General features: G+C 60.9%; 21 protein-coding genes. 18 read left to right on the top strand and 3 right to left on the bottom strand.

Features of this window, described 5'->3' with window-relative positions:
• Positions 1 to 3 precede the first annotated feature (3 nt).
• From cobN to cobJ, 5 genes are read left to right on the top strand one after another with little or no spacing between them, the layout of a single operon-like run.
• Entirely contained in the window at positions 4 to 3,294 is a 3,291-nt protein-coding gene (gene cobN, locus ACR0NF_RS01660; RefSeq protein ID WP_480777664.1) for a cobaltochelatase subunit CobN, read from the top strand.
• Positions 3,294 to 4,421, top strand: coding sequence for a precorrin-3B synthase (cobG, locus tag ACR0NF_RS01655; protein WP_480469340.1), 1,128 nt, complete (start codon positions 3,294 to 3,296; stop codon positions 4,419 to 4,421). Before cobN ends, cobG begins: the two co-directional genes overlap by 1 nt.
• On the top strand, positions 4,421 to 5,050 hold the full coding sequence (locus ACR0NF_RS01650) for a precorrin-8X methylmutase (protein WP_480469339.1): 630 nt from the start codon (positions 4,421 to 4,423) through the stop codon (positions 5,048 to 5,050). Before cobG ends, ACR0NF_RS01650 begins: the two co-directional genes overlap by 1 nt.
• Positions 5,047 to 5,775, top strand: a complete 729-nt coding sequence (locus ACR0NF_RS01645; protein ID WP_480469338.1) for a precorrin-2 C(20)-methyltransferase — start codon at positions 5,047 to 5,049, stop codon at positions 5,773 to 5,775. The genes ACR0NF_RS01650 and ACR0NF_RS01645 overlap by 4 nt, the downstream gene beginning before the upstream one ends.
• Positions 5,772 to 6,536 carry a precorrin-3B C(17)-methyltransferase gene (gene cobJ / locus ACR0NF_RS01640; RefSeq protein WP_480666694.1) on the top strand — a complete coding sequence of 255 codons (765 nt, stop codon included), beginning with the start codon at positions 5,772 to 5,774 and terminating at the stop codon, positions 6,534 to 6,536. The genes ACR0NF_RS01645 and cobJ overlap by 4 nt, the downstream gene beginning before the upstream one ends.
• Here cobJ and ACR0NF_RS01635 read toward each other — a convergent pair.
• Positions 6,527 to 7,258 (bottom strand): cobalt-precorrin-6A reductase, encoded by a 732-nt coding sequence (locus ACR0NF_RS01635; protein WP_480469336.1) that lies wholly within the window; start codon positions 7,256 to 7,258, stop codon positions 6,527 to 6,529. The two genes, cobJ and ACR0NF_RS01635, sit on opposite strands and share 10 nt — an antisense overlap.
• Between ACR0NF_RS01635 and cbiE the strand changes: the two genes are divergently transcribed.
• From cbiE to mdoH, 13 genes are all read left to right on the top strand, one after another.
• On the top strand, positions 7,257 to 8,456 hold the full coding sequence (cbiE, locus tag ACR0NF_RS01630) for a precorrin-6y C5,15-methyltransferase (decarboxylating) subunit CbiE (protein WP_480469335.1): 1,200 nt from the start codon (positions 7,257 to 7,259) through the stop codon (positions 8,454 to 8,456). The genes ACR0NF_RS01635 and cbiE overlap by 2 nt on opposite strands.
• A complete protein-coding gene (locus ACR0NF_RS01625; protein WP_480471886.1) occupies positions 8,453 to 8,821 on the top strand; it encodes a cobalamin biosynthesis protein in 369 nt (122 codons plus the stop codon). Before cbiE ends, ACR0NF_RS01625 begins: the two co-directional genes overlap by 4 nt.
• Complete coding sequence (gene cobM / locus ACR0NF_RS01620) at positions 8,818 to 9,612, top strand: precorrin-4 C(11)-methyltransferase (protein ID WP_480666693.1); 795 nt, start codon at positions 8,818 to 8,820, stop codon at positions 9,610 to 9,612. The genes ACR0NF_RS01625 and cobM overlap by 4 nt, the downstream gene beginning before the upstream one ends.
• Positions 9,599 to 10,921, top strand: a complete 1,323-nt coding sequence (locus ACR0NF_RS01615; RefSeq protein ID WP_480777663.1) for a cobyrinic acid a,c-diamide synthase CobB — start codon at positions 9,599 to 9,601, stop codon at positions 10,919 to 10,921. The genes cobM and ACR0NF_RS01615 overlap by 14 nt, the downstream gene beginning before the upstream one ends.
• Positions 10,918 to 11,646 (top strand): uroporphyrinogen-III C-methyltransferase, encoded by a 729-nt coding sequence (gene cobA / locus ACR0NF_RS01610; RefSeq protein ID WP_480777662.1) that lies wholly within the window; start codon positions 10,918 to 10,920, stop codon positions 11,644 to 11,646. The genes ACR0NF_RS01615 and cobA overlap by 4 nt, the downstream gene beginning before the upstream one ends.
• Complete coding sequence (gene cobF / locus ACR0NF_RS01605) at positions 11,639 to 12,382, top strand: precorrin-6A synthase (deacetylating) (RefSeq protein ID WP_480777661.1); 744 nt, start codon at positions 11,639 to 11,641, stop codon at positions 12,380 to 12,382. The genes cobA and cobF overlap by 8 nt, the downstream gene beginning before the upstream one ends.
• A gap of 91 nt (positions 12,383 to 12,473) precedes the next feature.
• Entirely contained in the window at positions 12,474 to 12,938 is a 465-nt protein-coding gene (locus ACR0NF_RS01600) for a DUF302 domain-containing protein (protein WP_480666688.1), read from the top strand.
• A 79-nt stretch (positions 12,939 to 13,017) separates the two neighbouring features.
• Positions 13,018 to 14,637: a thiamine pyrophosphate-binding protein gene (locus tag ACR0NF_RS01595; RefSeq protein ID WP_480777660.1), complete on the top strand. Its 1,620-nt coding sequence runs from the start codon at positions 13,018 to 13,020 to the stop codon at positions 14,635 to 14,637.
• Entirely contained in the window at positions 14,624 to 15,808 is a 1,185-nt protein-coding gene (locus ACR0NF_RS01590; RefSeq protein ID WP_480469328.1) for a CaiB/BaiF CoA transferase family protein, read from the top strand. Before ACR0NF_RS01595 ends, ACR0NF_RS01590 begins: the two co-directional genes overlap by 14 nt.
• A 179-nt stretch (positions 15,809 to 15,987) precedes the next feature.
• Positions 15,988 to 17,358: a tetratricopeptide repeat protein gene (locus ACR0NF_RS01585; RefSeq protein ID WP_480469327.1), complete on the top strand. Its 1,371-nt coding sequence runs from the start codon at positions 15,988 to 15,990 to the stop codon at positions 17,356 to 17,358.
• 32 nt (positions 17,359 to 17,390) lie between these two features.
• On the top strand, positions 17,391 to 18,608 hold the full coding sequence (locus ACR0NF_RS01580) for an OpgC family protein (protein ID WP_480469326.1): 1,218 nt from the start codon (positions 17,391 to 17,393) through the stop codon (positions 18,606 to 18,608).
• Entirely contained in the window at positions 18,605 to 20,104 is a 1,500-nt protein-coding gene (locus ACR0NF_RS01575; RefSeq protein WP_480469325.1) for an OpgD/OpgG family glucan biosynthesis protein, read from the top strand. The genes ACR0NF_RS01580 and ACR0NF_RS01575 overlap by 4 nt, the downstream gene beginning before the upstream one ends.
• The gene (gene mdoH, locus ACR0NF_RS01570; RefSeq protein WP_480469324.1) at positions 20,101 to 21,972 is read left to right on the top strand and encodes a glucans biosynthesis glucosyltransferase MdoH; all 1,872 of its coding nucleotides are present in this window, start codon (positions 20,101 to 20,103) and stop codon (positions 21,970 to 21,972) included. The genes ACR0NF_RS01575 and mdoH overlap by 4 nt, the downstream gene beginning before the upstream one ends.
• Here the strand turns inward: mdoH and ACR0NF_RS01565 are convergent, their stop codons facing one another.
• Together ACR0NF_RS01565 and ACR0NF_RS01560 are read right to left on the bottom strand one after the other, a co-directional pair.
• Positions 21,973 to 22,797, bottom strand: a complete 825-nt coding sequence (locus ACR0NF_RS01565) for a CE1 family esterase (protein WP_480777659.1) — start codon at positions 22,795 to 22,797, stop codon at positions 21,973 to 21,975. It lies immediately after the preceding gene.
• Positions 22,797 to 23,267 (bottom strand): rhodanese-like domain-containing protein, encoded by a 471-nt coding sequence (locus tag ACR0NF_RS01560; RefSeq protein ID WP_480777658.1) that lies wholly within the window; start codon positions 23,265 to 23,267, stop codon positions 22,797 to 22,799. The genes ACR0NF_RS01565 and ACR0NF_RS01560 overlap by 1 nt, the downstream gene beginning before the upstream one ends.
• Positions 23,268 to 23,398 lie beyond the last annotated feature (131 nt).

Here is a 23,398-nt window from a genome sequence, read left to right as displayed (position 1 = left end):
GCCATGCACGTCGTCTTCCGCGAAAGCCACGGGTTAGAGGAAACGGAAACCCCGACCGATCTGGGCCAAAGCCCGGCGGATTTGGTGGTGCTGTCCTTTTCCGACAGCGACCTCGGCGCTTTCGCGGCGGGATGGCACCGTGGAGGCGGACCCGACGGGCGGATGCCGACGATGCGGCTGGCCAATCTGACGGCGCTGAAACACCCTCTGTCCGTCGACACCTATGTCGAACAGACGTTGGAGGGGGCCAAGGGCATACTGATCCGTCTGATCGGTGGAGTGCCCTATTGGGCGTACGGCTTGCAGCAGGTTCTGGCGCTGGCGCAGGCCAAGGGCATTGCACTGGCCGTCCTGCCTGCGGATGGGCGCGAAGATACCCGGCTGGACGACTACTCCACCTTACCCGTCTCGACCCTGCGGCGGCTGGCGCATCTGTGCGACACCGGCGGTGAGGTCGCGGCACAGGCGGCCTTGGCGCAAATGGCACTGGCGGCAGGTCTTTATGCTGGGCCGGTGATGGGGGCCAAGACCTTGCCCGAGTGTGGCGCATGGTGCCCGGATCGCGGTGTGCTCCCGGCGGAAAAAGCGTTCACAGGTGACGCGAAACGCATCCTCGTCACCTTTTACCGCGCTTACCTGACCTCGGCGGATACCGCCCCGGTCGCAACCTTGATCCGCAGCCTGCGTGCCCGCGGATATGACGCTGTTGGTCTGTTCGCTCCATCTCTGAAAGCACCCGCTGCCGCCGACTGGCTGCGGGATCAGGTCGTTGCGTTAAGCCCATCCGCGATCATCAACGCCACTTCGTTCTCGGGCAAAGGCGCGTCGGGCACCTCTCCGCTCGATGCAGCGGGTGTGCCGGTATTTCAGGTCGCGCTGGCCACCTCGCGCCGCAAGGCGTGGGCCGAAGCCGAACGTGGGCTTTCGCCCGCCGACCTCGCCATGCATGTGGTTCTGCCTGAGGTAGACGGGCGTATCTCGGCAGGCATCGCCTCGTTTAAAGAACCGGGAAAGCGCGACCCGCACCTTGAGTATTCCCGTTTTGCCCACCGGGCTGAACCTGAACGGATCGAAGCAATCATTGATCGTGTGATTGGTTGGCTGAACCTCGACGATAAACCCAAGGCGGATCAAGTGCCCGCGCTGGTGCTGTCCACTTATCCCGGCAAGGATTGGCAAATGGCCCATGCGGTTGGGTTGGACGCGCTGGCCTCTGCCGAGGCGATGCTGTCCGACTTGCAGGCCGAGGGTTATGATACCGCGCCTGCCGAACCGATTGGCGAAACACTGTTGGAAGCTCGGATTTCGTGGCCGCTGACTGACTATCAAACCACGCTGGCGGACCTGCCCGACCAACTGCGCACCGATCTGCAAACCGTCTGGGGCAAGCCCGAGGACGACCCAACCTTCACCGATGGCGCGTTCCATTTCACTGCCCTGCGACGGGGCAAAGCTCTGATCGCGTTGCAACCGGAACGCGGCACGCCCGAACTGCGGGATGACGACTACCACGACCTGTCGCGCACCCCGCGTCACAGCTATGTCGCCTTCTACCTGTGGCTCCGTAAAGGATTGGGCGCGGATGCGCTGATCCATATCGGTGCGCATGGCACACTGGAATGGCTGCCGGGCAAATCGGTCGCCTTGTCCGCCGATTGCTGGCCCGAAGCGCTGATCCGCGATCTGCCGGTGATCTATCCCTTCATCGTCAACGACCCCGGCGAGGCCGCACAGGCAAAACGCCGGATCGGGGCCGTTACGCTGGGTCACATACCGCCACCCTTGAAGGAAAGCGGTACGCCCGATCGGATGGTGCGGCTGGAATCGCTGCTCGACGAATTCTCGAACGCCGACGGATTGGACCCCAAGCGCCGCGACCGGCTGCAGGAAAACATCCGGGACGAGGCGCAAGCCATCGGGCTTGAAAGCGATCTTGGCCTTGATCAGGCCACCTGCACCGCCGAGGCGATCACCCGCATCGACCGGTTTGTCTGCGATATCAAGGAAAGCCAGTTCGGCGACGGGTTGCATATCTTTGGCCGCGTGCCAGAGGTGACCGGCAATTTCGACCCCGCGCCCTCGGCCCATGCCGAACGCAGTGCCCTGATCGACGCACTGGCGGGTAAACGGATTGAGGCTGGCCCGTCTGGTTCCCCCTATCGCGGTCGCTCGGACGTGTTGCCAACCGGACGGAACCTGTACACCACTGATCCGCGTTCAGTACCGACGCGTGCGGCCTATACCCAAGGCGTCAAGCTGGCCGAAGAACTGGTGCGACGGCATTTGCAAGAAGAAGGCGATTATCCCAAGGGCCTAATCGTCGATCTGTGGGGCTCGGCCACCATGCGCACAGCGGGCGAGGAATTCGCCATGGCGTTGCACCTGCTGGGCGTCAAACCTGTCTGGGATAAGGGCTCAGAACGGGTATCGGGAATCGAGGTCTTGCCGATCACCGATCTCAGTCGTCCACGTCTGGATGTCACGCTACGGGTCTCCGGCTTGTTCCGCGATGTATTCCCGACCCTGTCAGCGCTCTATGGTCAGGCGGTACGAGCCCTTTCGACGCGTGATGAGGCGTCTGACTGGAACCCCTATGCCGGTCAGGAACTGGCGGCGCGCGTCTTTGGCCCTGCCCCGGGCAGCTATGGGTTGAACATGACCCATCTTTCCGAGACCTATACGGACGAAGCTCGCGTTCAGGCCGGCGAGGCGTGGCTCGAGGCCAGTTCTTTCGCGCTGGAGGGGGAACATATCGCCCAAGATAAGGACGGCATCTCGCAGCGCGTCGCCAATGCCGACAGCTTCGTCCATCTTCAGGACCTGACTGAAACCGATCTGCTGCTGGCCAGCGACTATGCCACGCATGAGGCAGGGTTTGCCGCCGCCAAGAAGATCTCCGGCGGAAGCGCGCAGCTTTATCATCTGGACAATACTAACCCGGACAACCCACGCGCCCGCACCTTGCCCGAGGAAATCAGCCGTGTCGTGCATGCCCGCGCGGCAAATCCGGGCTGGATCGCCGGAATGCAACGGCATGGGTTCCGGGGTGCAGCCGAAATTGCGGCAACTCTGGACCATATGGCCTCCTTTGCCCATCTGTCCGGCACGGTCGCACCTCATCTGTTCGATCTTTATCATGATGCGACGCTGGGGGACTCCGACGTAGATGCCTTCCTGCAAGAGGCCAACCCTCAGGCGCATCAGGCCATGCAGGACCGTTTCCGCGCTCTGCTGGAGGCTGGTCTTTGGAATACGCGCCGGAACTCGATCCGGGCCGATTTGGAGGGGTTATGATGAGCGCCCCAATCGTACAGGGCTGGTGCCCGGGCGCCCATCGACCGATGATGTCGGGTGATGGCTTGGTGGTCCGGGTCCGCCCCCGACTGGCACGTCTGGACGCCCAACAAGCGATGGGTCTGTGCACTCTGGCCGAGCGGTTCGGCAACGGCACCATAGACCTGACCAACCGAGCCAACCTTCAATTGCGCGGCGTTGCCGAAGCGGACCATCAGCCGTTGCTTGCGGAGCTTTCGGCGCTGAATCTTTTGGACGCGGAGCCCGGCATTGAGGTTCGGCGCAACATTCTGGTCTCGCCGCTCTATGAACCCCTCGACCTGACCGCACGTCTGACACAGGAGTTGATCGACCGACTGGCCGAGTTGCCCGCCTTGCCTGCCAAATTCGGCTTTGCCATCGACACCGGACCCGAGCGTCTGCTGGCGGCGAATTCAGCGGATATCAGGCTTGAAACCAGCCCTGATGGTCTGGTCCTACGCGCTGACGGGGCTGATACCGGACGTTGTGTGTCTGAAACCCAAGCCATCGATCAGTTGATCGCGTTGGCGAACTGGTTTGCAGAACATCACACACCCGAGACGCGACGCATGACGCGGGTTGTAGCTTCAATTGGTTTGCCCGACGACTGGCAAGGCACCTTGCCCGGTCCAGTTGGCACGCCGCTTCAACCCGGTGTCCGACCGCAAGGCACCATTTATGGCGCGACTTTCGGCCAACTGCCTGCGCGCGAACTCTGTGATTTGATCGAGAAGAGTGGCGCCTCTGCCCTTCGGGTCACGCCGTGGCGGCTGATCCTGCTGGAAGGCGGGGCAGCGATACCTGCTCCGGCATTTGTCACAAACGAAACCGACCCGCTAATGACCACTGACGCCTGCCCCGGCGCTCCATTCTGCCCGCAGGCCCAGGTGGAAACCCGCGGGATCGCACGCGCCCTAGCCGCGCGCATTCCCGGCAACCTGCACGTATCGGGCTGTGCCAAGGGTTGTGCCCGCATGAGTGCCGCCGATGTCACTTTGGTGGGCCGTGAGGGACGATTCGATCTTGTCAAACAAGGCCGCGCGGGGGATGAGCCCTGCCAGCGTGGCTTGACCGAAGAAACACTAATGAACATGGACTTCACCTGATGCCCTACACGTATGAAACCGATGGCGCGGCGATCTATAAGGAAAGCTTCGCCACCATCCGGTCCGAATCCGATCTGACTCGGTTCGACGCCGACGAGGAACAGGTCGCCGTTCGCATGATCCACGCCGCCGGTATGGTCGGTCTGGAAGAGTTCGTGCACTTCTCTCCCGGTTTCGTAACCGCAGCACGCGCCGCGCTGGAAAATGGCGCGCCGATCCTGTGTGACGCCCGCATGGTTAGCGAGGGCGTAACTCGCTTCCGCCTGCCTGCCGATAACGAGGTCATCTGCACCCTGCATGACGACCGTGTGCGCCCTCTGGCCGCCGAGATGAGCAACACCCGCTCAGCCGCCGCGCTGGAGCTTTGGCGTCCGCATCTGGAGGGCGCGCTGGTCGCCATCGGCAATGCGCCCACCGCGCTGTTCCATCTGCTGAATATGTTGGAAGACCCCGAATGCCCGCGCCCCGCCGCCATCATCGGTTGCCCGGTGGGCTTTGTCGGCGCCGTCGAATCCAAGGATGCCCTGTGGGAGGCACAGCCGGTCCCGTCCTGTATCGTCAAGGGACGTCTGGGCGGCAGCGCCATTACCGTGGCAGCCATCAACGCCATCGCGAGCCGCGCGGAATGAGCGGGGGCAAAATATATGGCGTGGGCCTCGGCCCCGGCGACCCGGACCTGATGAGCGTTCGGGCCGACCGCTTGCTGCGCAATGCACGCCACGTGGCTTTCTTTCGCAAGCCGGGCCGCAGCGGTCAGGCGCGCAAGATCGTCAACGGGATGATCCCGGGAGATGCGGTCGAATTCCCGATGGAATACCCGGTCACAACCGAAATACCGGTGACCGATCCGCGCTATAATGAGCTTCTATCCGCCTTCTACAAAGACTGCGCAGCGCATCTGAAAGCACTGTCCGAGCAAGGAGAGGACGTTGTGGTCCTGTGTGAGGGAGATCCGTTTTTCTATGGATCTTTCATGCATCTTTACAGCCGCTTAAGAGACGATGCCGATGTAGAAGTCGTCCCTGCAATCACGGGCATGTCCGGCGCCTGGACAGCGACGGGCGACCCGATCACCTGGGGCGATGACGTTCTGACCGTGCTGGTTGGCACTCTGCCCGAGGAATCTCTGGCAGAACGCATGGGACAAACCGATGCGTTGGTGGTGATGAAGATCGGGCGCAATATCGACAAGGTGAAGCGTGCTCTGAAGACGGCCGGTCTGTATGACCGTGCCTGGATCGTTGAATTCGCCCAGATGCCAAACCAGACCGTGACGAAACTGTCCGAGGCCTGCGATAAGATCACCCCCTATTTCTCGATCATCATCGTTCATGGACAGGGACGGCGACCATGAGTGGTTGGGTCAAGATCGCAGGGCTTGGACCGGGCGACGAGGCCCTCGTGACACCCGAAGTCACGGCGGCCTTGGCCGATGCGACCGATGTGGTCGGCTACATCCCCTACGTCGCCCGCGTGGCAGAACGCGAAGGGCTGACCCTGCACGCCAGCGATAACCGAGTCGAGATCGACCGATCTCAGCACGCGCTGCAAATGGCGGCCGAGGGCAAAAAGGTTGTGGTCGTCTCGTCCGGAGATCCCGGCGTATTTGCAATGGCTGCCGCGGTGTTTGAAGCGCTGGAGAACGGCCCTGCTGTATGGCGCGATATTCAGATCGACGTTCTGCCCGGAATTACTGCGATGTTGGCGGCCTCTGCACGGGCAGGCGCGCCGATGGGGCACGATTTTTGCGCCATCAACCTCAGTGACAACCTCAAACCATGGTCACTGATCGAAAAACGATTGCGGCTGGCCGCGCAGGCGGACTTTTCAATGGCGTTCTACAATCCACGCTCGAAGTCTCGACCAGAAGGCTTTGTGAAGACGCTGGAAATCCTGCGTGAGGAATGCGAACCCGAACGGCTGATCCTGTTTGCCCGTGCTGTATCGCGCGCGGATGAGGCGATCCGAATTTCCACACTGGCCGAGGCGACACCCGAAATGGCGGATATGCAGACCGTGGTCATCGTCGGCTCATCTCGCACGCGTTTGATCGAACGGAATGGCGCGCCCATCGTCTATACACCACGATTTACGCTCGATGAGGGTCAGGGATGAGTCAACCAGTCCAAAATCTGTGTGACATGGCTCAGTTCGATCCGCTGCGGCAGGGCCGGACGATCGATCATCAGCACCGGCAAGCCCAGCGCCCGCGCCGCGTCGAGCTTCGCGCGCGCGCCAGAGCCGCCAGCGTTCTTGGACACAACAAGCTGCGTGCCGTGATCTTGCATCAGTGCGCGGTCATCGGCCTCGGTGAAGGGCCCTCGGGCCACGATCACATCTGCATTCGGCAGCGGCAGGTCTTCGGGTTCATCCACCAGCCGCAGAAGGTAATGGTGCTGAGGTTTCGCCGCGAAGTCTTCAAGATGCATACGTCCAACTGCCAGAAACACGCGCTGTGGCACTCCGGAAAGCGCCTCAACCGCGGCGGCGATATCGGGCACATGATGCCATCTGTCACCGGGTTGCGGCACCCATGCCCCGCGCGTCAGAGCAGCAAGCGGAATTTGCGTCTCATTGCAGGCCGCGATCGCGTTCCGGCTCATCTGAGCGGCAAACGGATGAGTGGCATCCACGACGTGAGTAACGCCGTTTTCGCGGATATAACTGGCCAGCCCGTCAACCCCACCATACCCGCCAACACGGGTCGGCAACGGCTGAGGGCGAGGTTTCTCCACCCGTCCGGCGTAAGAATAGATCGCCGTAATCCCCTGTTCGGATACAGCTTTGGCCAGAGCGTTGGCCTCGGTCGTACCACCAAGAATCAGGAGGTTTGGCATGTCTGAATCTCCGTGGCTGACCGTTCTGGGCTTGGGCGAAGATGGGCTTGATGGCCTGTCGCCCGCAAGCCGTCAAGTGCTGGACCGGGCCGAAGTTATCATGGGCCCTCCCCGGCATCTTTCGCTGTTGCCCGAAACCGGCGCCCGACGGATCGAATGGCCTGTACCCTTCTCGGACGGTTTGCCATTGCTGCAGCAGGAACGCGGGCGCGCGACCGTGGTTCTGGCATCAGGCGATCCGTTCTGGTTCGGTGCGGGTTCGGTGATCGCACGCAATTTTGAGGCCGGGGAATGGATCGCTCTGCCCGGCCAGTCGACATTCTCGCTCGCCGCGGCGCGTCTGGGCTGGCCGCTGGAGAGCACGCAAACCTTTGGCCTGCACGCGGCCCCGCTGACCCGCCTGCGCCCGCATTTGTCGCCCGGCCTGCGCGCCATCATCCTGTTGCGCAATGGTGCGGCGGTTGCAGAATTGGCCCAGTATCTGACCGAGACACGCTTCGCGGATACCCGGCTGCACGTGATGGAGGCGTTGGGCGGCCCACGCGAACGCGCCCGGGCTGTATCATTGACCGAAGCGCTGCTGGGCACCTTCGATCACCCTGTCTGCGTTGCGCTCGAGGTCGCTGGCCAAGGCCGCGCCCTGCCCAAGGCAACAGGAAAACCAGACGAGATTTTCGAAACCGACGGCCAGATCACCAAACGCCCGATCCGTGCGCTGACCCTGTCTGCATTGGCCCCTCAAAGGGGCGAGCACTTGTGGGATATCGGTGGAGGCACCGGCTCAATCAGTATCGAGTGGCTGATGTGTGACCCGACCCTGACCGCGACGACGATCGAGCCGCGCGAAGATCGCGCCGAGCGCATCCGCCGCAACGCAGATATGCTGGGGCAGGATCGCCTGAACGTCGTGCATGGTGCCGCACCGGATGCGTTGACCGGCCTGCCGTTGCCTGATGTGGTCTTCATCGGCGGAGGCCTGAGCCCTGACCTGCTGATCTGGCTGCGTGATGCGCTGCCCGCTGGAACTCGGTTGGTCGCCAACGCGGTAACGCTGGAAAGCGAGGCACTGTTAGCTCGGTGGCATGAAGACTTGGGCGGAGAGCTTCTGCGCGTAGAGCTGGCGCATTCCGCCCCGCTGGGGCCGCGCCGCGGTTGGAAATCGGCCTATCCGGTGGTTCAATGGAGCGTGACGCTATGATCGTCGCTGGCCTGGGCTTCTCATCAAAAGCTACTGCTGACAGCCTGCGCACCGCCTATGAAGCGGCAGTGTCCGGGCAAATTGTCGAAGCGTTGGCGACAGTTGCCGACAAAGAGGGGCACCCGGCGCTGTCGGCTTTCGCCGAAGACCTCGCCCTGCCCCTGCATTTCGTTGCGGCTGCCGATCTGACCGGGCAACGCACTCTGACATGCTCGAACCGCAGCCGGGCCACCTATGGCACCGGCAGCGTCGCCGAAGCATCCGCCTTGGCCGCCGCCGGACCGGGCGCGCGACTGCTCTCACCTAGACAGATATCAGACGACCGGCTGGCCACCTGCGCCATCGCCATCGGAGGACAAACATGACCGTTCATTTCATCGGCGCCGGACCGGGCGCTGCCGACCTGCTGACCCTGCGCGGGCGCGATATCATCGCCTCGTGCCCTGTGTGCCTCTATGCGGGATCGCTGGTGCCCGAAGAAATCCTGAGCCATTGCCCCGAGGGCGCGAAGATCATCAACACTGCGCCGATGAATCTGGATCAGATCATGGCCGAGATCGAGGCCGCCCATAAGGCGGGTCAGGACGTAGCACGCCTGCATTCAGGTGATCTGTCAGTCTGGTCCGCCATGGGGGAACAAATTCGTCGCCTGAAAGAGATGGGGATTCCGGTCAGCGTAACACCCGGCGTGCCGTCCTTTGCAGCGGCGGCCGCCGCTTTAGGCACCGAACTGACTCTGCCCGGTTTGGCGCAATCGGTGGTTCTGACGCGGACACCCGGACGTGCATCCTCGATGCCCGAAGGCGAGACACTGGAGAATTTCGCACGAACCGGAGCGACGCTGGCCATTCACTTGTCGATCGGCAATCTTGATCAAGTGGTCGCCGACCTGACTCCGGCCTACGGCGCCGATTGTCCCGTGGCCGTAGTCTACCGCGCCAGCTGGCCGGATGAGCGGATCATCCGTGCGACACTGAAAACGTTGAAAGAGTCGCTGGATGAAAGCATCTCGCGTACGGCGCTGATCATAGTTGGACCTGCGCTTGCGGGTGAAGGGTTCGACGAAAGCTGCCTCTATTCCAAAGACTATGACCGCCGCTATCGCCCGCAAAACGCAGATAGCCCCTGGTCAAGCTGGAGTCATGGTGATGACTAACCCTCCCGGCGTTTTGATTTCCGCACCGTCTTCGGGCACCGGCAAAACCACGGTCATGCTGGGCCTGTTACGTGCACTGGCCGAGGATGGGCTTGCTGTGCAGCCTTTCAAAAGCGGACCGGATTACATCGATCCAGCTTTTCACCGGGCAGCTGCGGGGCGCGCCTCGTTCAATCTGGACAGCTGGGCGATGGGAGAACCGTTGCTGAATGCGATATCTATACAGGCCGAAGGGGCTGATATCGTCGTGGCCGAGGGGTCGATGGGGCTGTTTGACGGTGTCGCCAAACCCGGCGAGTTAGGTCATGGATCAAGCGCCGAGACCGCACAGCGGATGGGCTGGCCGGTCGTGCTGGTACTGGATGTGGGCGGTCAGGCTCAATCAGCTGCGGCCACGGCACTGGGCTTCAAGATGTACAATCCTGATCTGCCCTTTGCCGGCGTAATCCTGAACCGCTGCGCCAGCCCGCGCCACGAGCGCCTGACGCGACTGGGCATGGAGCGCGCAGGCCTGCCGGTTCTGGGCGTATTACCGAGGAGGGGTGATCTGACCCTGCCCGAGCGACATCTGGGCTTGATACAAGCGGTCGAACATCCTGATCTGGAAAGCGCGATCGTCGGGTATGCCGCGTTCCTGCGGGAGCATGTCGATCTTGAGGCGATCAAGCGGGCGGCTTCCTCAGGCCCAGCAGGGCCATCGTCAGCCGCGCTGCCGCGGCCCCCGGCACAGCGGATCGCACTGGCGCGAGACGCTGCATTTTCGTTTACCTACCCGCATTTGCTGGAAGGGTGGCGCACGGCAGGGGCTGAGATTGTACCATTTTCACCGCTGGCCGATGAGGCTCCGGCGAGGAACGCGGATCTGGTATGGTTACCCGGCGGGTATCCGGAATTGCATGCAGGCACTCTGGCTGCGGCCCAGACCTTCCAGAGCGGTTTGCGCAAGCATGCCGAGACCAAGCCTGTGCATGGTGAATGCGGAGGGTATATGGCTTTGGGTCAGGCCCTGATCGACAAGGACGGCGTGCAGCACGAGATGGCGGGCCTATTGGGGTTGGTGACCTCCTACCAAAAGCGCAAGTTCAATCTGGGTTATCGCAAGGCCGAATTACTTGCCCCGATGCCGGGCTTGCCAGCGGGAACCGCTCTTCGGGGGCACGAGTTCCACTATTCTTCGATCGTTGAACAGCCCGATGCCCCTCTGGCACGAGTGTTTGACGCAGAAGGCGCGGAAGGGCCTCAGACCGGGTCGGTCCGTGGCACTGTTACCGGCACATTCTTTCACCTGATCGCGGAGGCGTCGGCATGAGCGGGTTTGTGTCTTTCATCGGATCAGGCCCCGGTGACCCCGAACTGTTGACACTGAAGGCGGTCGATCGGATGCAAAAAGCCGATGCAGTGTTGTTTGACGACCTCAGCAGCGGCCCTATCCTGACCCACGTACGCGACGACGCCGATCTGGTGGGCGTCGGCAAACGCGCTGGACGCCCCTCGCCCAAGCAGGATCATGTCAGCCGGTTGCTGGTCGAATATGCGCAGACCGGGCAGCATGTTGTACGGTTGAAATCCGGCGATGGCGGTATGTTCGGGCGCCTTGAAGAAGAACTCATCGCTCTGCGCGAGGCCGGGATAGACTATGAGATCATTCCGGGCATCCCATCGGCCATCGCGGCGGCGGCAGCGGCGGGCATCCCGTTGACCCGGCGATTAACGGCGCGGCGAGTTCAGTTTGTCACCGGCCACGATGTCAGCGGCAAACTTCCCACCGATCTGAACCTGCCCGCTTTGGCCGATGCCGGGGCGACAACCGTCGTGTTCATGGGCAAGCGCACCTTCCCGCTATTGGTCGAGGCATTACAATCGCATGGCCTGCCTCTGGACACACCTGCGCTCATGGCCGAGTCTGTCTCGACCCCCGAACAGAAATTGCACCGATCAACCATCGGTGCTTTGGCCGAGACGCTGCGTTCTGAAATTGGAACGGCTCCGGCGTTAATTCTGTATGGGCCGCTGGCGGAGTTCGAGGATGATTGAGCTGAGCCTGATCGGGATCGGCACCGGAAACCCGGATCATGTGACCTTTCAGGGGGCGCAGGCGATTCAGGCGGCGGATCTGATCCTGATCCCGCGCAAGGGTGAAAACAAGGCCGATCTGGCCGGGATACGCGAAGAGATCATCGCTCAAGTCACCGAAACCGAACCGTGTATTGCCTATTTCGACATCCCCAAGCGACGCTCGGATGACGGATATCTGCGCGGGGTGGACGAGTGGCATGATGCCATCGCATTGCGCTGGCATGAGGCAATGGGCGCGCACCCCGATGCACGCCGCGTGGCGCTGCTGATTTGGGGGGATCCCTCGCTTTATGACAGTTCGCTGCGCATTGCGGCACGGCTAGAACCGCAACCAACGACAAAGGTGATCCCCGGCATCACCGCCCTGCAGGCGCTGACGGCGGCGCATGCAATACCGATCAATGAACTGGGCGCGCCTTACATAGTCACTACTGGGCGGCGCATCCGGGATGAGGGCTGGCCTAACACGACTTCGACCGTCGCGGTGATGCTGGACGGAGAATGTTCGTTCCAGAGTCTTGAGATGGCCGATTTTGACATCTGGTGGGGAGCATATGTCGGCATGAAGGAGGAAATCCTGATCAAGGGTCCCCTGATCGAAGTGGCGCAGCAAATTATCGACACGCGCGCCCGCGCTCGTGAAGATCATGGTTGGATCATGGATATCTATTTGCTGAGAAAGCGTGCGGACTGAGCGGCCATTCTCGCGCGACCCACGAGATTGTGAGCCCGGTTTCATCGGTTTTCTGCCATCAGTCGTGGGATCACCGAAGGAGGGTCGGCACATGAAGGCATTCTGGATCGCATTTGCTCTGCTGGCCTCGCCAGCCTGGGCAGACAGTACCGAACCGCTCTCTGGCTGGGCGGTCTACCCCAGCGACAAAAGCTACGAGCAACTGGTCGAAGACACCAAAGCCGCCGTTAAGGAAAACGGGCTGATCGTGGTCACGCAGGCCGGTCCGACCAAAGCCGCAGCCGCGCGTGGCATCACCATTCCCGGCAATCGGGTGATCGGTGCATTCAACAACGATTACGCGGTGCGGGTGCTTGAGACTTCGACCAACGCGATGATCGAAGCCCCCATTCGCTTCTATGTGACAGAAAACGAGGACGGGACTGCGACCTTGTCCTACAAAACACCCGGTTTCGTTTTTGCCCCCTATGTCTACGAGGGCGGCGAAACATTGCGCGAAATTGCTGCGGAGCTGGATACGAAGTTTCAGGCGGTTGCTGAAAGCGCCGTCAAATAGTCACAGTGGCGTGAACCTGCTTGCGTCTGGGTGAGTCCTCCGCAATCTGCAGCATAACACGATGATCGGAGCTTGATTGATGCAGGACCTGTCCCCCCGCGCCGCGGATCTATTGGCACAACGCCTCTATGAGGCCGGATGCCGCCACGCTTTCGGCATGCCCGGCGGCGAGGTGCTGACACTGGTCGATGCGCTGGAACAGGCAGGGATCACCTTTCACCTAGCCAAACACGAAAATTCCGCCGGTTTCATGGCCGAGGCCGTGCACCACCGCGATGGCGCGCCTGCGATCCTGGTGGCGACATTGGGTCCTGGAGCGATGAACGGGATCAACGTGGTCGCGAACGCCTTGCAGGACCGGGTACCGATGATCGTATTGACCGGCTGCGTCGATGCGGACGAGGCGCTGACCTATACGCATCAAGTGATGGATCACGCGCAGGTCTATCGCTCGATCACCAAAGGCACCTTCATGCTGACCGCCGAAGGAGCTGACATCATCGCTGACAAAGCCGTTTCGCTGGCCAATCAACCACGCCCCGGCCCGGTGCATATCGACGTTCCGATCTCGGTGGCCGATATCCGCGTGTCGAACGTGAAACGCCGTCGTCTCGTCAAGGTCGCCCCCGTCGCCCCCGAGGGTGAATGTCTGGAAAAGGCCCGCCGCTGGGTGGCACAGGCCGAACGGCCCCTCGCGATTATCGGTCTGGATGTTCTCTATGACGACTCGCGTTGCGTCGTGCGGGCGTTTCTGGAGCATTTCGGCATTCCGTTCGTCACCACCTACAAGGCCAAGGGGGTGGTACCCGAAGATCATGCTTTGTGTCTGGGCGGCGCGGGTTTGTCCCCGTTAGCCGACAAGCATCTGGTCCCGCTGGTTGAACAGGCCGATCTGATATTGTGTCTGGGCTATGACCCAATCGAAATGCGCCCCGGCTGGCGCGAGATTTGGGACCCCGAGGACAAGCGGGTTATCGATATCTCGGCGGTGGTGAATGACCACTATATGCATCAGGCCGGATTGCATCTCGTGGCGGACACGGGCGCAACGCTTGAGGCCATCGCCAAGGGCAACCCTGCCCGCAAGACGTGGCCGAATGGAGAGCCAGAACAGGTCAAAGCTACGTTGGCACAGGCTTTTCCCTCGGATGAAGATTGGGGGCCAGCGGCCATCATTGCTGAAACGCGTGCCGCGCTGCCGCCCGAGACGCTGGCCACTGCAGACAGTGGCGCGCACCGTATTCTGCTCAGCCAGATGTGGGAATGCGCGGAAGAACGTGGCCTGATCCAGTCTTCGGCGCTGTGCACTATGGGCTGCGCCGTACCGATGGCAATCGGTCTGAAACTGGCCGAGCCGGACCGTCCGGTGATCAGTTTCTCAGGCGATGCCGGGTTCCTCATGGTCGCCGGAGAGCTGTCGACCGCCGCCGAGATGGGCGGCAACCCGATCTTTCTGGTCTTTGTCGATGCAAGCCTCGCTCTGATCGAGTTGAAGCAACGTCAAAGGCAGATGGGCAATCGTGGTGTTGATTTCGACCGTCACGACTTTGCCGCCATGGGCCGGGCCTTTGGTGGGTACGGCCATACCGTGCGCAACCGTTCCGAGTTGCGTTCCGCGCTGGAGGATGCTGTAAAAGCGGACAAATTTACCGTGATTGCAGCAGAGATCGAGCGTGGAGGATATGATGGCCGCATCTGAGGGACCGCTGAAGGGCGTCAAGGTTCTGGATCTGTCACGCATTCTTGCCGGACCGACCTGCACGCAGTTGCTGGGCGATCTGGGTGCAACAGTCATCAAGATCGAAAACCCTGCCACCGGCGGTGATGACACACGGCAGTGGGGCCCTCCCTATGTCGAAGATGCCAAGGGCAACCGATCCGACCTGAGCGCCTATTTCATGTCTTCCAATCGCAATAAGAAATCTGTTGCACTGGACATTGCCAGCCCCGAAGGTCAGGCGGAAATCCGGCGCTTGGCAGCGCATGCGGACATCCTGATCGAGAACTTCAAACCAGGCGGTTTGGCGAAATACGGCCTGGATTATGCCACCCTGTCGCAAGAGTTTCCCAACCTCGTCTATTGCTCGATCTCAGGATATGGGCAGACCGGCCCGAATGCATCGAAGCCCGGCTATGACCTGATGGCGCAAGGCTATGGTGGGATCATGTCGCTGACGGGTGATCCTGAAGGTGCCCCGATGAAAGTTGGCGTGGGTATCGCCGATGTCATGTGCGGAATGTATGCCTGTGTGGGTATCCTCGCCGCTCTGCGCCATCGCGACCTGACCGGTGAAGGTCAGCAGATCGATCTGGCGCTTGTAGATGCTCAGATCGCGTGGTTGATCAATGAGGGCGTGAACTATCTGACCTCGGGTGACGTGCCCCAGCGGCGCGGCAACGGGCATCCGAATATCGTGCCATATGAGGTCTATCAGACCGCCGATGGACACGTGATTCTGGCGGTCGGAAATGACAGTCAGTTCAGAAGATTTTGCAGTTTCATCGAAAAGACCGACCTTGCCGACGATCCCCGCTTTGCCACCAACCCCGCACGTCTGGAACACCGCGACGCCCTGAATGCCGTCCTGCGCCCTGCCATGCGGGGGCTGGAGACCAATACCGTCATTGCCGGGCTTGAGGCGTTGAAAGTTCCGGTTGGGCCGGTGCAGACATTGGATCAGGTCTTTGACACTGAACAGGTCGCCGCGCGCCGAATGCAGATTTCGATGCAGGCCGACCCCGGAGAAGTCAAACTGATCGGGAATCCGCTCAACCTGTCGCGCACGCCTGTAACATATCGCAGTGCGCCGCCGGTATGCGGGGCCGATACAGATGCGGTTCTGAGCGCCAAAAACCCCTTTGAAGATTGAAACACTGTGCCTAATTCGGCGGCAAGTTGCTGAAACATGCCGTTGAATCGGCGGTTTTTTTCGCGTTTTACACACACGGGTTTTCACCAATTCGAGAGCATGGTCGATACTGTTACGACCCGCTTGCACACTCTGCTAAGTCGTAAAGTGTACAAATCGAAACCAGATTGGACCCGAGTATGAAACAAGACGTTTTTGGACAGATGAACACCCTGAGCCAGCCCGCCAGTGTCGAGGCATGGAATGGTGTTCTGCTCGGGTTCATGGCGCATGCGGCTGTCACCCCCCAGCACTTGGGCAAAGTGCTGGAACTTGAGCCGGATTTTGCGCTGGGTCATGCGGTCAAGGGTCTGTTCATGGTTCTGCTGGGTCGGCGCGAGATGATCGCCGTTGCAGCCGAAGCGCTGAACGCGGCCAATGCGGCGATGGAACGTCAGCCAGTCTCAGCCCGCGAACGGCTCTATGTTGAAGCCTTGGCGCTATACATGGCCGACCTGCCCTCGCAGGCAGTACAAAAGTTCGAAGAGATTCTGCGGGCGCACCCCACGGATACTCTGGCTATGAAACTCAGCCACGCGACCCGTTTTGTTCTGGGCGATGCGAAAGGCATGCGCCGGTCGATCGAGCGCATCATGCCAGCTTACGAACCTGATCATGCAGGCCGTGGTTATCTGCTGGGATGCCATTCTTTTGCGCTTGAGGAAACCGGCGCTTATGAAAAGGCCGAGATCGCTGGCCGTCAGGCTCTGTGGATGGTGTCAGATGATGCCTGGGGTCTGCACGCCGTGGCGCATGTTCATGAAATGACAGGCAACGCACAGCTGGGGCTCGACTGGCTTGCGGGGCGCGAGGATGCCTGGGCGCATTGCAACAACTTCCGCTACCACGTCTGGTGGCACAAGGCGCTGATGCATCTGGATTTGGGTCAGGTCGATCAGGTGATGGAACTTTACGATCACCATATTCGCCAGGACAAAACGGACGATTACCGTGATATCTCGAACGCAACCTCGCTGCTTTCACGGATGGAGCTTGAGGGCATTGATGTCGGCAACCGTTGGGAAGAACTGGCCGACCTCAGCGCCGCCCGTACCGAAGACGGGTGCCTGATCTTCGCCGATCTGCACTACTTGCTGGCGCTGACCGGGGACAATCGTTCGGATGCGACTGGCAAGATGTTGCAGCGTATCCAGAAGGACGCCCAGCGCAATCAGGGTGACACTCCGATCCGCATGTCCGATCCGGGCATCGCTGCCGCCAAGGGGCTTGAGGCCTTCGGCGACGGTTTGTACGGTCAAGCCTTTGATTTCTTGTCGAATGCCCGCGCCGGGATGCAACTGGCGGGTGGCAGCCACGCCCAACGTGATGTATTCGAGCGCATCACAATTGATTCCGGCCTGCGCGCGGGCCGTCTGGATGAGGTCGAGCACATCCTGGACGATCGCCGCGCCAAGCGCGCCGGGGGAGAGGACAACTATGCACTCGCCCGCCGTGCACTGATCGAGGCCGCACGCGACAGCGACGACGCACAAAGCGTCCCAGCCGAATAACAACAAGAAAAGACCAAGAAGGACAGAACTGTATGGCGACTGCTTCGCCCGCTTCTGATTTTGCTCCGGTGGCGTCTCAGACCGCTGCCCCTGCCCGCACGCGCGATCCGCGACTGGATTTCTATCGTGGTATCGCGATGTTCATCATCCTGATTGCCCACATTCCCAACGACCCGTGGGCCAAGTGGATCCCCGCCCGGTTCGGGTTCTCGGACGCAACCGAGATCTTTGTTTTTTGCTCGGGCATGGCCTCGGCCATTGCCTTTGGCGGGGCATTCATGCGCAAGGGCTGGTGGATGGGCACCGCCCGCGTGACCTTCCGCATCTGGCAGGTTTATTGGGCGCATATCTGCCTGTTCTTCTTCGTCGCAATGACGATGGCAGCCCTGAATCAGAGTGGGTTGTTCGAGAAGAACTATATCTCCTCTCTGAACCTGCAGCATTTCTTCAATGATCCTGCATCGCAGATGGTCGGGCTGTTTACCCTAACCTACGTGCCGAACTACTTCGACATTCTGCCGATGTATCTGGTGGTTCTGGCGATGATGCCCCTGTTCATGGGATTGCACCGGATCGGGTTCTGGGCGGTGGCTGTGGCCTCGGTCGCGATCTGGTTCATCGCGCAATTCGACTACCTCGACCTTCCAGCCGAGCCGTGGTCCGAGCGGCAATGGTTCTTCAACCCGTTCGGCTGGCAATTGCTGTTCTTCACCGGCTTTGCCTTCATGCGGGGCTGGATTCCCGCGCCGCCGGTGTCAAAAACCCTGATCTGGGCGGCGGCACTGTTCCTGATCTTCTCGATGCCGTTCGGCTCGTGGAAGGTGTTCACATGGATCAATGCAGCAGCACCTGATCTGGCTGACGAAATCCGCAAGGTCTGGCCTGTGACGAAGGAATTCCGTGACAAGACCGACTTTGGCCTGTTCCGTTATATGCACTTCCTGTCACTGGCCTATCTGGGCTGGGTTGTCGCCGGAGAACACGGCCACCGCCTGATCGCAACCGGCCAAGGTGCCGCCGCTAAGGTCTGGCAATTCCTGCTGATGGTCATCACCAAAGTGGGCCAGCAATCGCTCGCGGTTTTCGTATTTTCCATGGCGGCAGCACGGCTTATCGGCGTCGGACTGGACCTGAGTGGGCGGGATGTTGCCAGTGTCTTTGTCGCTAACATGATTGGCTTTGCCATGATCATCGGCGTGGCCTATCTGGCCGCGTGGTTTAAGTCTCATCCCTGGAAATCGAAGAAATGAATTTTACACGTCGCGCATTTCTTGCTTCATCAACGGCATTGGCTTTCGCCCCTGCCGCATACGCAACGGGCGGAGAGACCCCATTCAGCCGTGATGATGTCATCGCCATGGCCCGCGATCTGGCCAGCCGTGACTATGCCGAGCGTGAGATGGTTCCGCAGGAATGGCAGGACCTGACCTATCAGCAATACCGTTCGATCCGATTCCGGCTGGATCGCGCGCTGTGGTACCAGACCGAGACCCCCTTCAACGTCGATTTCTTCACCCCGGGCCTGTACTTCCCGCGCACCGTCAAGGTTTCAACTGTTGAAGACGGCATGACCAAGCCGGTCGCCTTCGATCTGGCGATGTTTGACAAATCCGAAGACGTGCCGCAGCTGCCCATCGACGACACGCTGGGCTTTTCGGGCCTGCGCCTGCGCACCGAAATGCACCGGCCCGGCAAGACCGACGAATTCTGCGTCTGGCAGGGTGCCAGCTATTTCCGCGCCATCGGCCTGCACGAGGTCTATGGCCTGTCCGCCCGTGGACTGGCGCTGAAAACCGGCGATCCGGATGGCGAGGAGTTTCCTGAATTCATCCGGTTCTGGCTTGAACGTCCAAAACCCGGCCAGCGCGACATGGTTGTGCACGCCCTGATGGACAGCCCCAGTGTCACCGGGGCCTATCGCTTCAATGTCACTGCCGGGGCCGATTGCGTCATGGAAGTCGAAGCGACGCTTTTCCCGCGCACCGAGCTGCCTCACGTGGGCATCGCGCCCGGCACCTCGATGTTCCTGTTCGATCAGACCAACCACAGCCGGTTTGACGACTTCCGCCCCGCCGTCCACGACAGCGACGGGTTGTTGATCCGTAACGGCGCCGGAGAAGTCCTGTGGCGACCGCTGGCCAACCCGACGCGCCTGCAAATCTCGTCCTTCGTGGATATGAACCCGCGCGGCTTTGGCCTGATGCAGCGTAAGCGCGAATTCTCGGATTACGCTGACCTTGAGGCCAATTATCACAAGCGCCCCGGCCTGTGGGTCGAGCCGAATGGCGATTGGGGCAAAGGTACTGTCACGCTGGTGGAAATCCCCGCGGATCAGGAGATTTATGACAACATCGTCGCCTATTGGCGTCCGATGGAGCCCTACGCGGCAGGCAGCCAGATCGACCTGTCCTATCGCCTGATCTGGGGTGAGGAACCCCAGCGCACGCCAATGCCGCGCGTGATCAATACTGCAATGGGTGACAATACATTTGGCGAGGGTCGCCTGGCCGTGATCGATTTCGAAGACAGCGAGCTGTTCGACGACCCCGAGGCCATCACCGTGTTCGTGGACTCGCCCCATGCCGAGACCTCAGACGGCGTTCTACAGCGAAACCCGGACACTGGCGGTCTGCGGCTGGCGTTTTCGTTCGAACCAGGCGAACGCAACCACGTCGAACTGCGCGCGCAATTGCTGAAAGACAAACAGCCGGCCTCCGAGGTCTGGCTCTACCGTTGGACCACATGAGTCGCGATCTTCATATCATGCCGCCTGAGGCTCCTCTGGCGATGCCTGCGCAGAACTTTGCGCGGGGCTTCCGTGATGCGCAGGTGCCTGCGGGAGGGCAGAAACCCTCTGCCGGGTTCTGGCGTGCGCTCGCATTTTCGCCGGCCATGGCGGCGACGCTGGGTTTGCTCTGGGTCATGTCCGATTGGTTCAGCGCCGAGGGGATCAATCTGGTCGAAGCAATCCTGCTGACCCTGATCTCGTTCAACTTCTTCTGGATCTCTTTCACCGTCTGCACTGTGCTGCTGGGCATGGTCTCGCTGTCCCGGCAAGAGCAGCCAAAGCGTGAGGGCCGCCCCCAACCACTGCGCGTGGCGCTTTTGACGCCCGTCTATAACGAGGTGCCGTGGAACGTGCTGGGCAACGCTCGTACGATGCTGGAAGACCTGCAAAAGCGTGGCGGTCAGCACCACTATGCCATGTTCATCCTGTCCGACACGCGCGATCCCGAGATTGCGGCGCAGGAGCAGGCCAGTGTCGAGGCGCTGCGGACCACGCTTGCACCGGGGTTGGAGCTCTATTACCGCCGCCGCCCCCAGAATACGGATAGGAAGGTCGGCAATATCGCAGATTGGGTCAGCCGCTGGGGTGCGGACTGGGATGCGATGCTGGTGCTGGACGCTGACAGCCTGATGACTGGTCGCGCAATTGCCCGCTTGACCGATGCGCTGGCGCGTGATCCGGGCGCAGGTTTGATCCAGAGCTATCCGCAACTGATCGGCGCGCAATCGGTCTTTGCCCGGATGCAGCAGTTTGCTAACGGCGTCTATGGCATTGCATTCGCCGAAGGGCTTGCACGCTGGTGCGGGCAAGAGGGCAATTATTGGGGGCACAACGCCATCATTCGCACCTGTGCGTTTGCCTCAAGCGCGGGTCTGCCAAAGCTGCGGTCGTTCAATGGCCAGGACAAGCTGATCATGAGCCACGATTTCGTCGAGGCCGGTCTGCTGCGTCGTGCCGGTTGGGCCGTGCGCTTTCTGCCACGCATTCGCGGTTCATATGAAGAAACTCCGCCCACCCTCATCGACCACGCCATGCGGGATCGTCGCTGGTGTCAGGGTAACCTGCAGCACCTGAAGCTATTGGGCTCGACCGGGTTCCGTGCGGTGTCGCGGTTCCATATGTTCCACGGTGCGGTCGGTTATCTGATGTCCCCGCTCTGGTTTGCTCTGCTGGTGATGTGGGCGCTGATCGGTCAGGGAAAAGAAGCCTCGGTCCTGCACTACTTCAGCCCGGACAATCCACTGTTCCCGCAATGGCCCGAGATGTCCGAGACGCGACACGTACTTATCATTCTGGTGATGTACGCCATGCTGCTGGCCCCCAAGGTGCTGGGCGTGGCTGCCCTGCCCCTCAGCGGTGTGCGCTATTCGGATTTCGGCGGCACGCGGAAGTTCTTCACCTCGTTCCTGTCCGAAGTCGTCCTGTCCATCCTCTATGCTCCGATCTTGATGGTGCAGCAGATGATCGCAGTGTTCCGCACCGCCTTAGGCATTCAAAAGGGCTGGTCCCCGCAGGCACGCGACGGCGGCAGCTACGGGCTGCGCACGCTGGTGCTGTGCCACACGCTGGAAACTGTCAGCGGCATTGCGCTGAGCGTGGGTATCCTCGCCGGTCTGGTCTCGGTTTGGCTGGCCCCCATAGCGATCAGCCTGGCGTTGGCGATCCCGCTATCAGCGCTTAGCGGCGTATCGGCAGGCGCTGCGCGCCGCATGGTCGGGATGCGTGAAGACGTCAGCGAGCCCGCCATCACACGCTCGGCACGGCGCTATCGCGATGAGTTGAAGCGCCTGATCGAGGGTAAGGGTATCGTCACTCCGGCGGAGTAATCAGCTGCCGGGCAATCCTTCGTACCAATCCAGCATCATATCGGCCCAACCCTTGGGCACCGTATGCCCGCCGGGAAACAGCGCGAATTCCAGCGCGCTGCCTTCAGCGCATCCCATCCAGTTCCTACGCATGAACTGGCCCGTGGTCAAAAACCCACTGGGCTTAGTGTCGACACAGCCATTAGCAATGCGCCAGATTTCCAGCCCGGCGAAGATATCACCCTGATGAAAGCGACCCCCACCCAGAAGGCGACCTTCCAATGGAACCACATTGTCCGTCCAGCCATGGGTGTGGAACATCCGAACGGGCCCTTCGCAGGCTTCAGGATGCGGACGCCAGAAGCCGCCTGAAACAGGCACATAGGCCGAAAAGGTCTCGGGTGCTTCGCAGGCGAGATAGTTGACCATGAAGGCACCGGCCGAAAATCCGCCCAAAACCACACGATCACTGTCGATGCCAAATCGTTCGGCTGCATCTTCAACCGCTTCGCTCAGAAACGCAGTCTCATCACGATCGCCGAAACCCGGATAGAAGTTCCAGCTTTTGGTGCCACCGCGGTCAGGCCGCTCTAGACCTTCGGGTGCCATCACCGCATAACCGCGGTCGAGCAACGGATCGACCATGCTTCGGTTTTTCATGGTCCCAGCGCCGCTGCCGCCATACCCGTGCAGAAACACGACCAAAGGCGGGTTTTCTGCGTCGGGCAGTTCGATGTGATACGCGCCCGACGCGGACTCACAGGTGCCCTCGACCGGGCCACAGGCGGCGAAGGCCTGTGGCGCTGCAAACGCCAGACAGAATGACACCCAATACTGTGTTTTCATCACGTCCCCTCAGAGAAAGCTTCAACCGGCAATCCGGCGCGCACCCAACCCGGCCCGGCGGCAGAGCCAAGCATCCCCTCGGGCACGTCAATGATATTGGTAAATCCCGCCTCGGTCAGCCGATTGCTCAGCCGCGCGGATCGGACCCCACGGGCGCAGATCAAAGCAACAGGAGCCGAGACGTCGCCACCCGTCAGTTCTATCAACGCCGGTACAAAATCCTCACGACGCATATCGAGTGGCCGAGCGCCTTCCCCAATACCCGTTGATCGCCATTCACGCGGCGTGCGAATATCGACCAGCAGCACCTCACCTGACACAGCTTTCTGATGGGCCTGCGCCACTTGCAACTGCCCGCCCGCATAATCCTGCGGGATCAGAAGGTATTCACGTATCGCGAATCCCGAGGCGATCGCAGCGCTTCCGCCCAGCAAAACCCACCTTCGGGTTCGGTTCTTCACGTCTGCCATGCGGCATCCTCCTGAACTTTCTGCCTGTTTCTATCATACCGAAAATGGCGACGCTCTCGGCAAATCGGGCCACCAGATCAAGTTCGCGTCATTGTTGCGCACGCAATTCAAATCCAGAATGTATCTTTAGA

It is taken from the genome of Ruegeria sp. CF4 (assembly GCF_056537345.1).
Note: the sequence above shows the minus strand (reverse complement) of the source record. Positions and strands in the feature narration are given on the sequence as shown.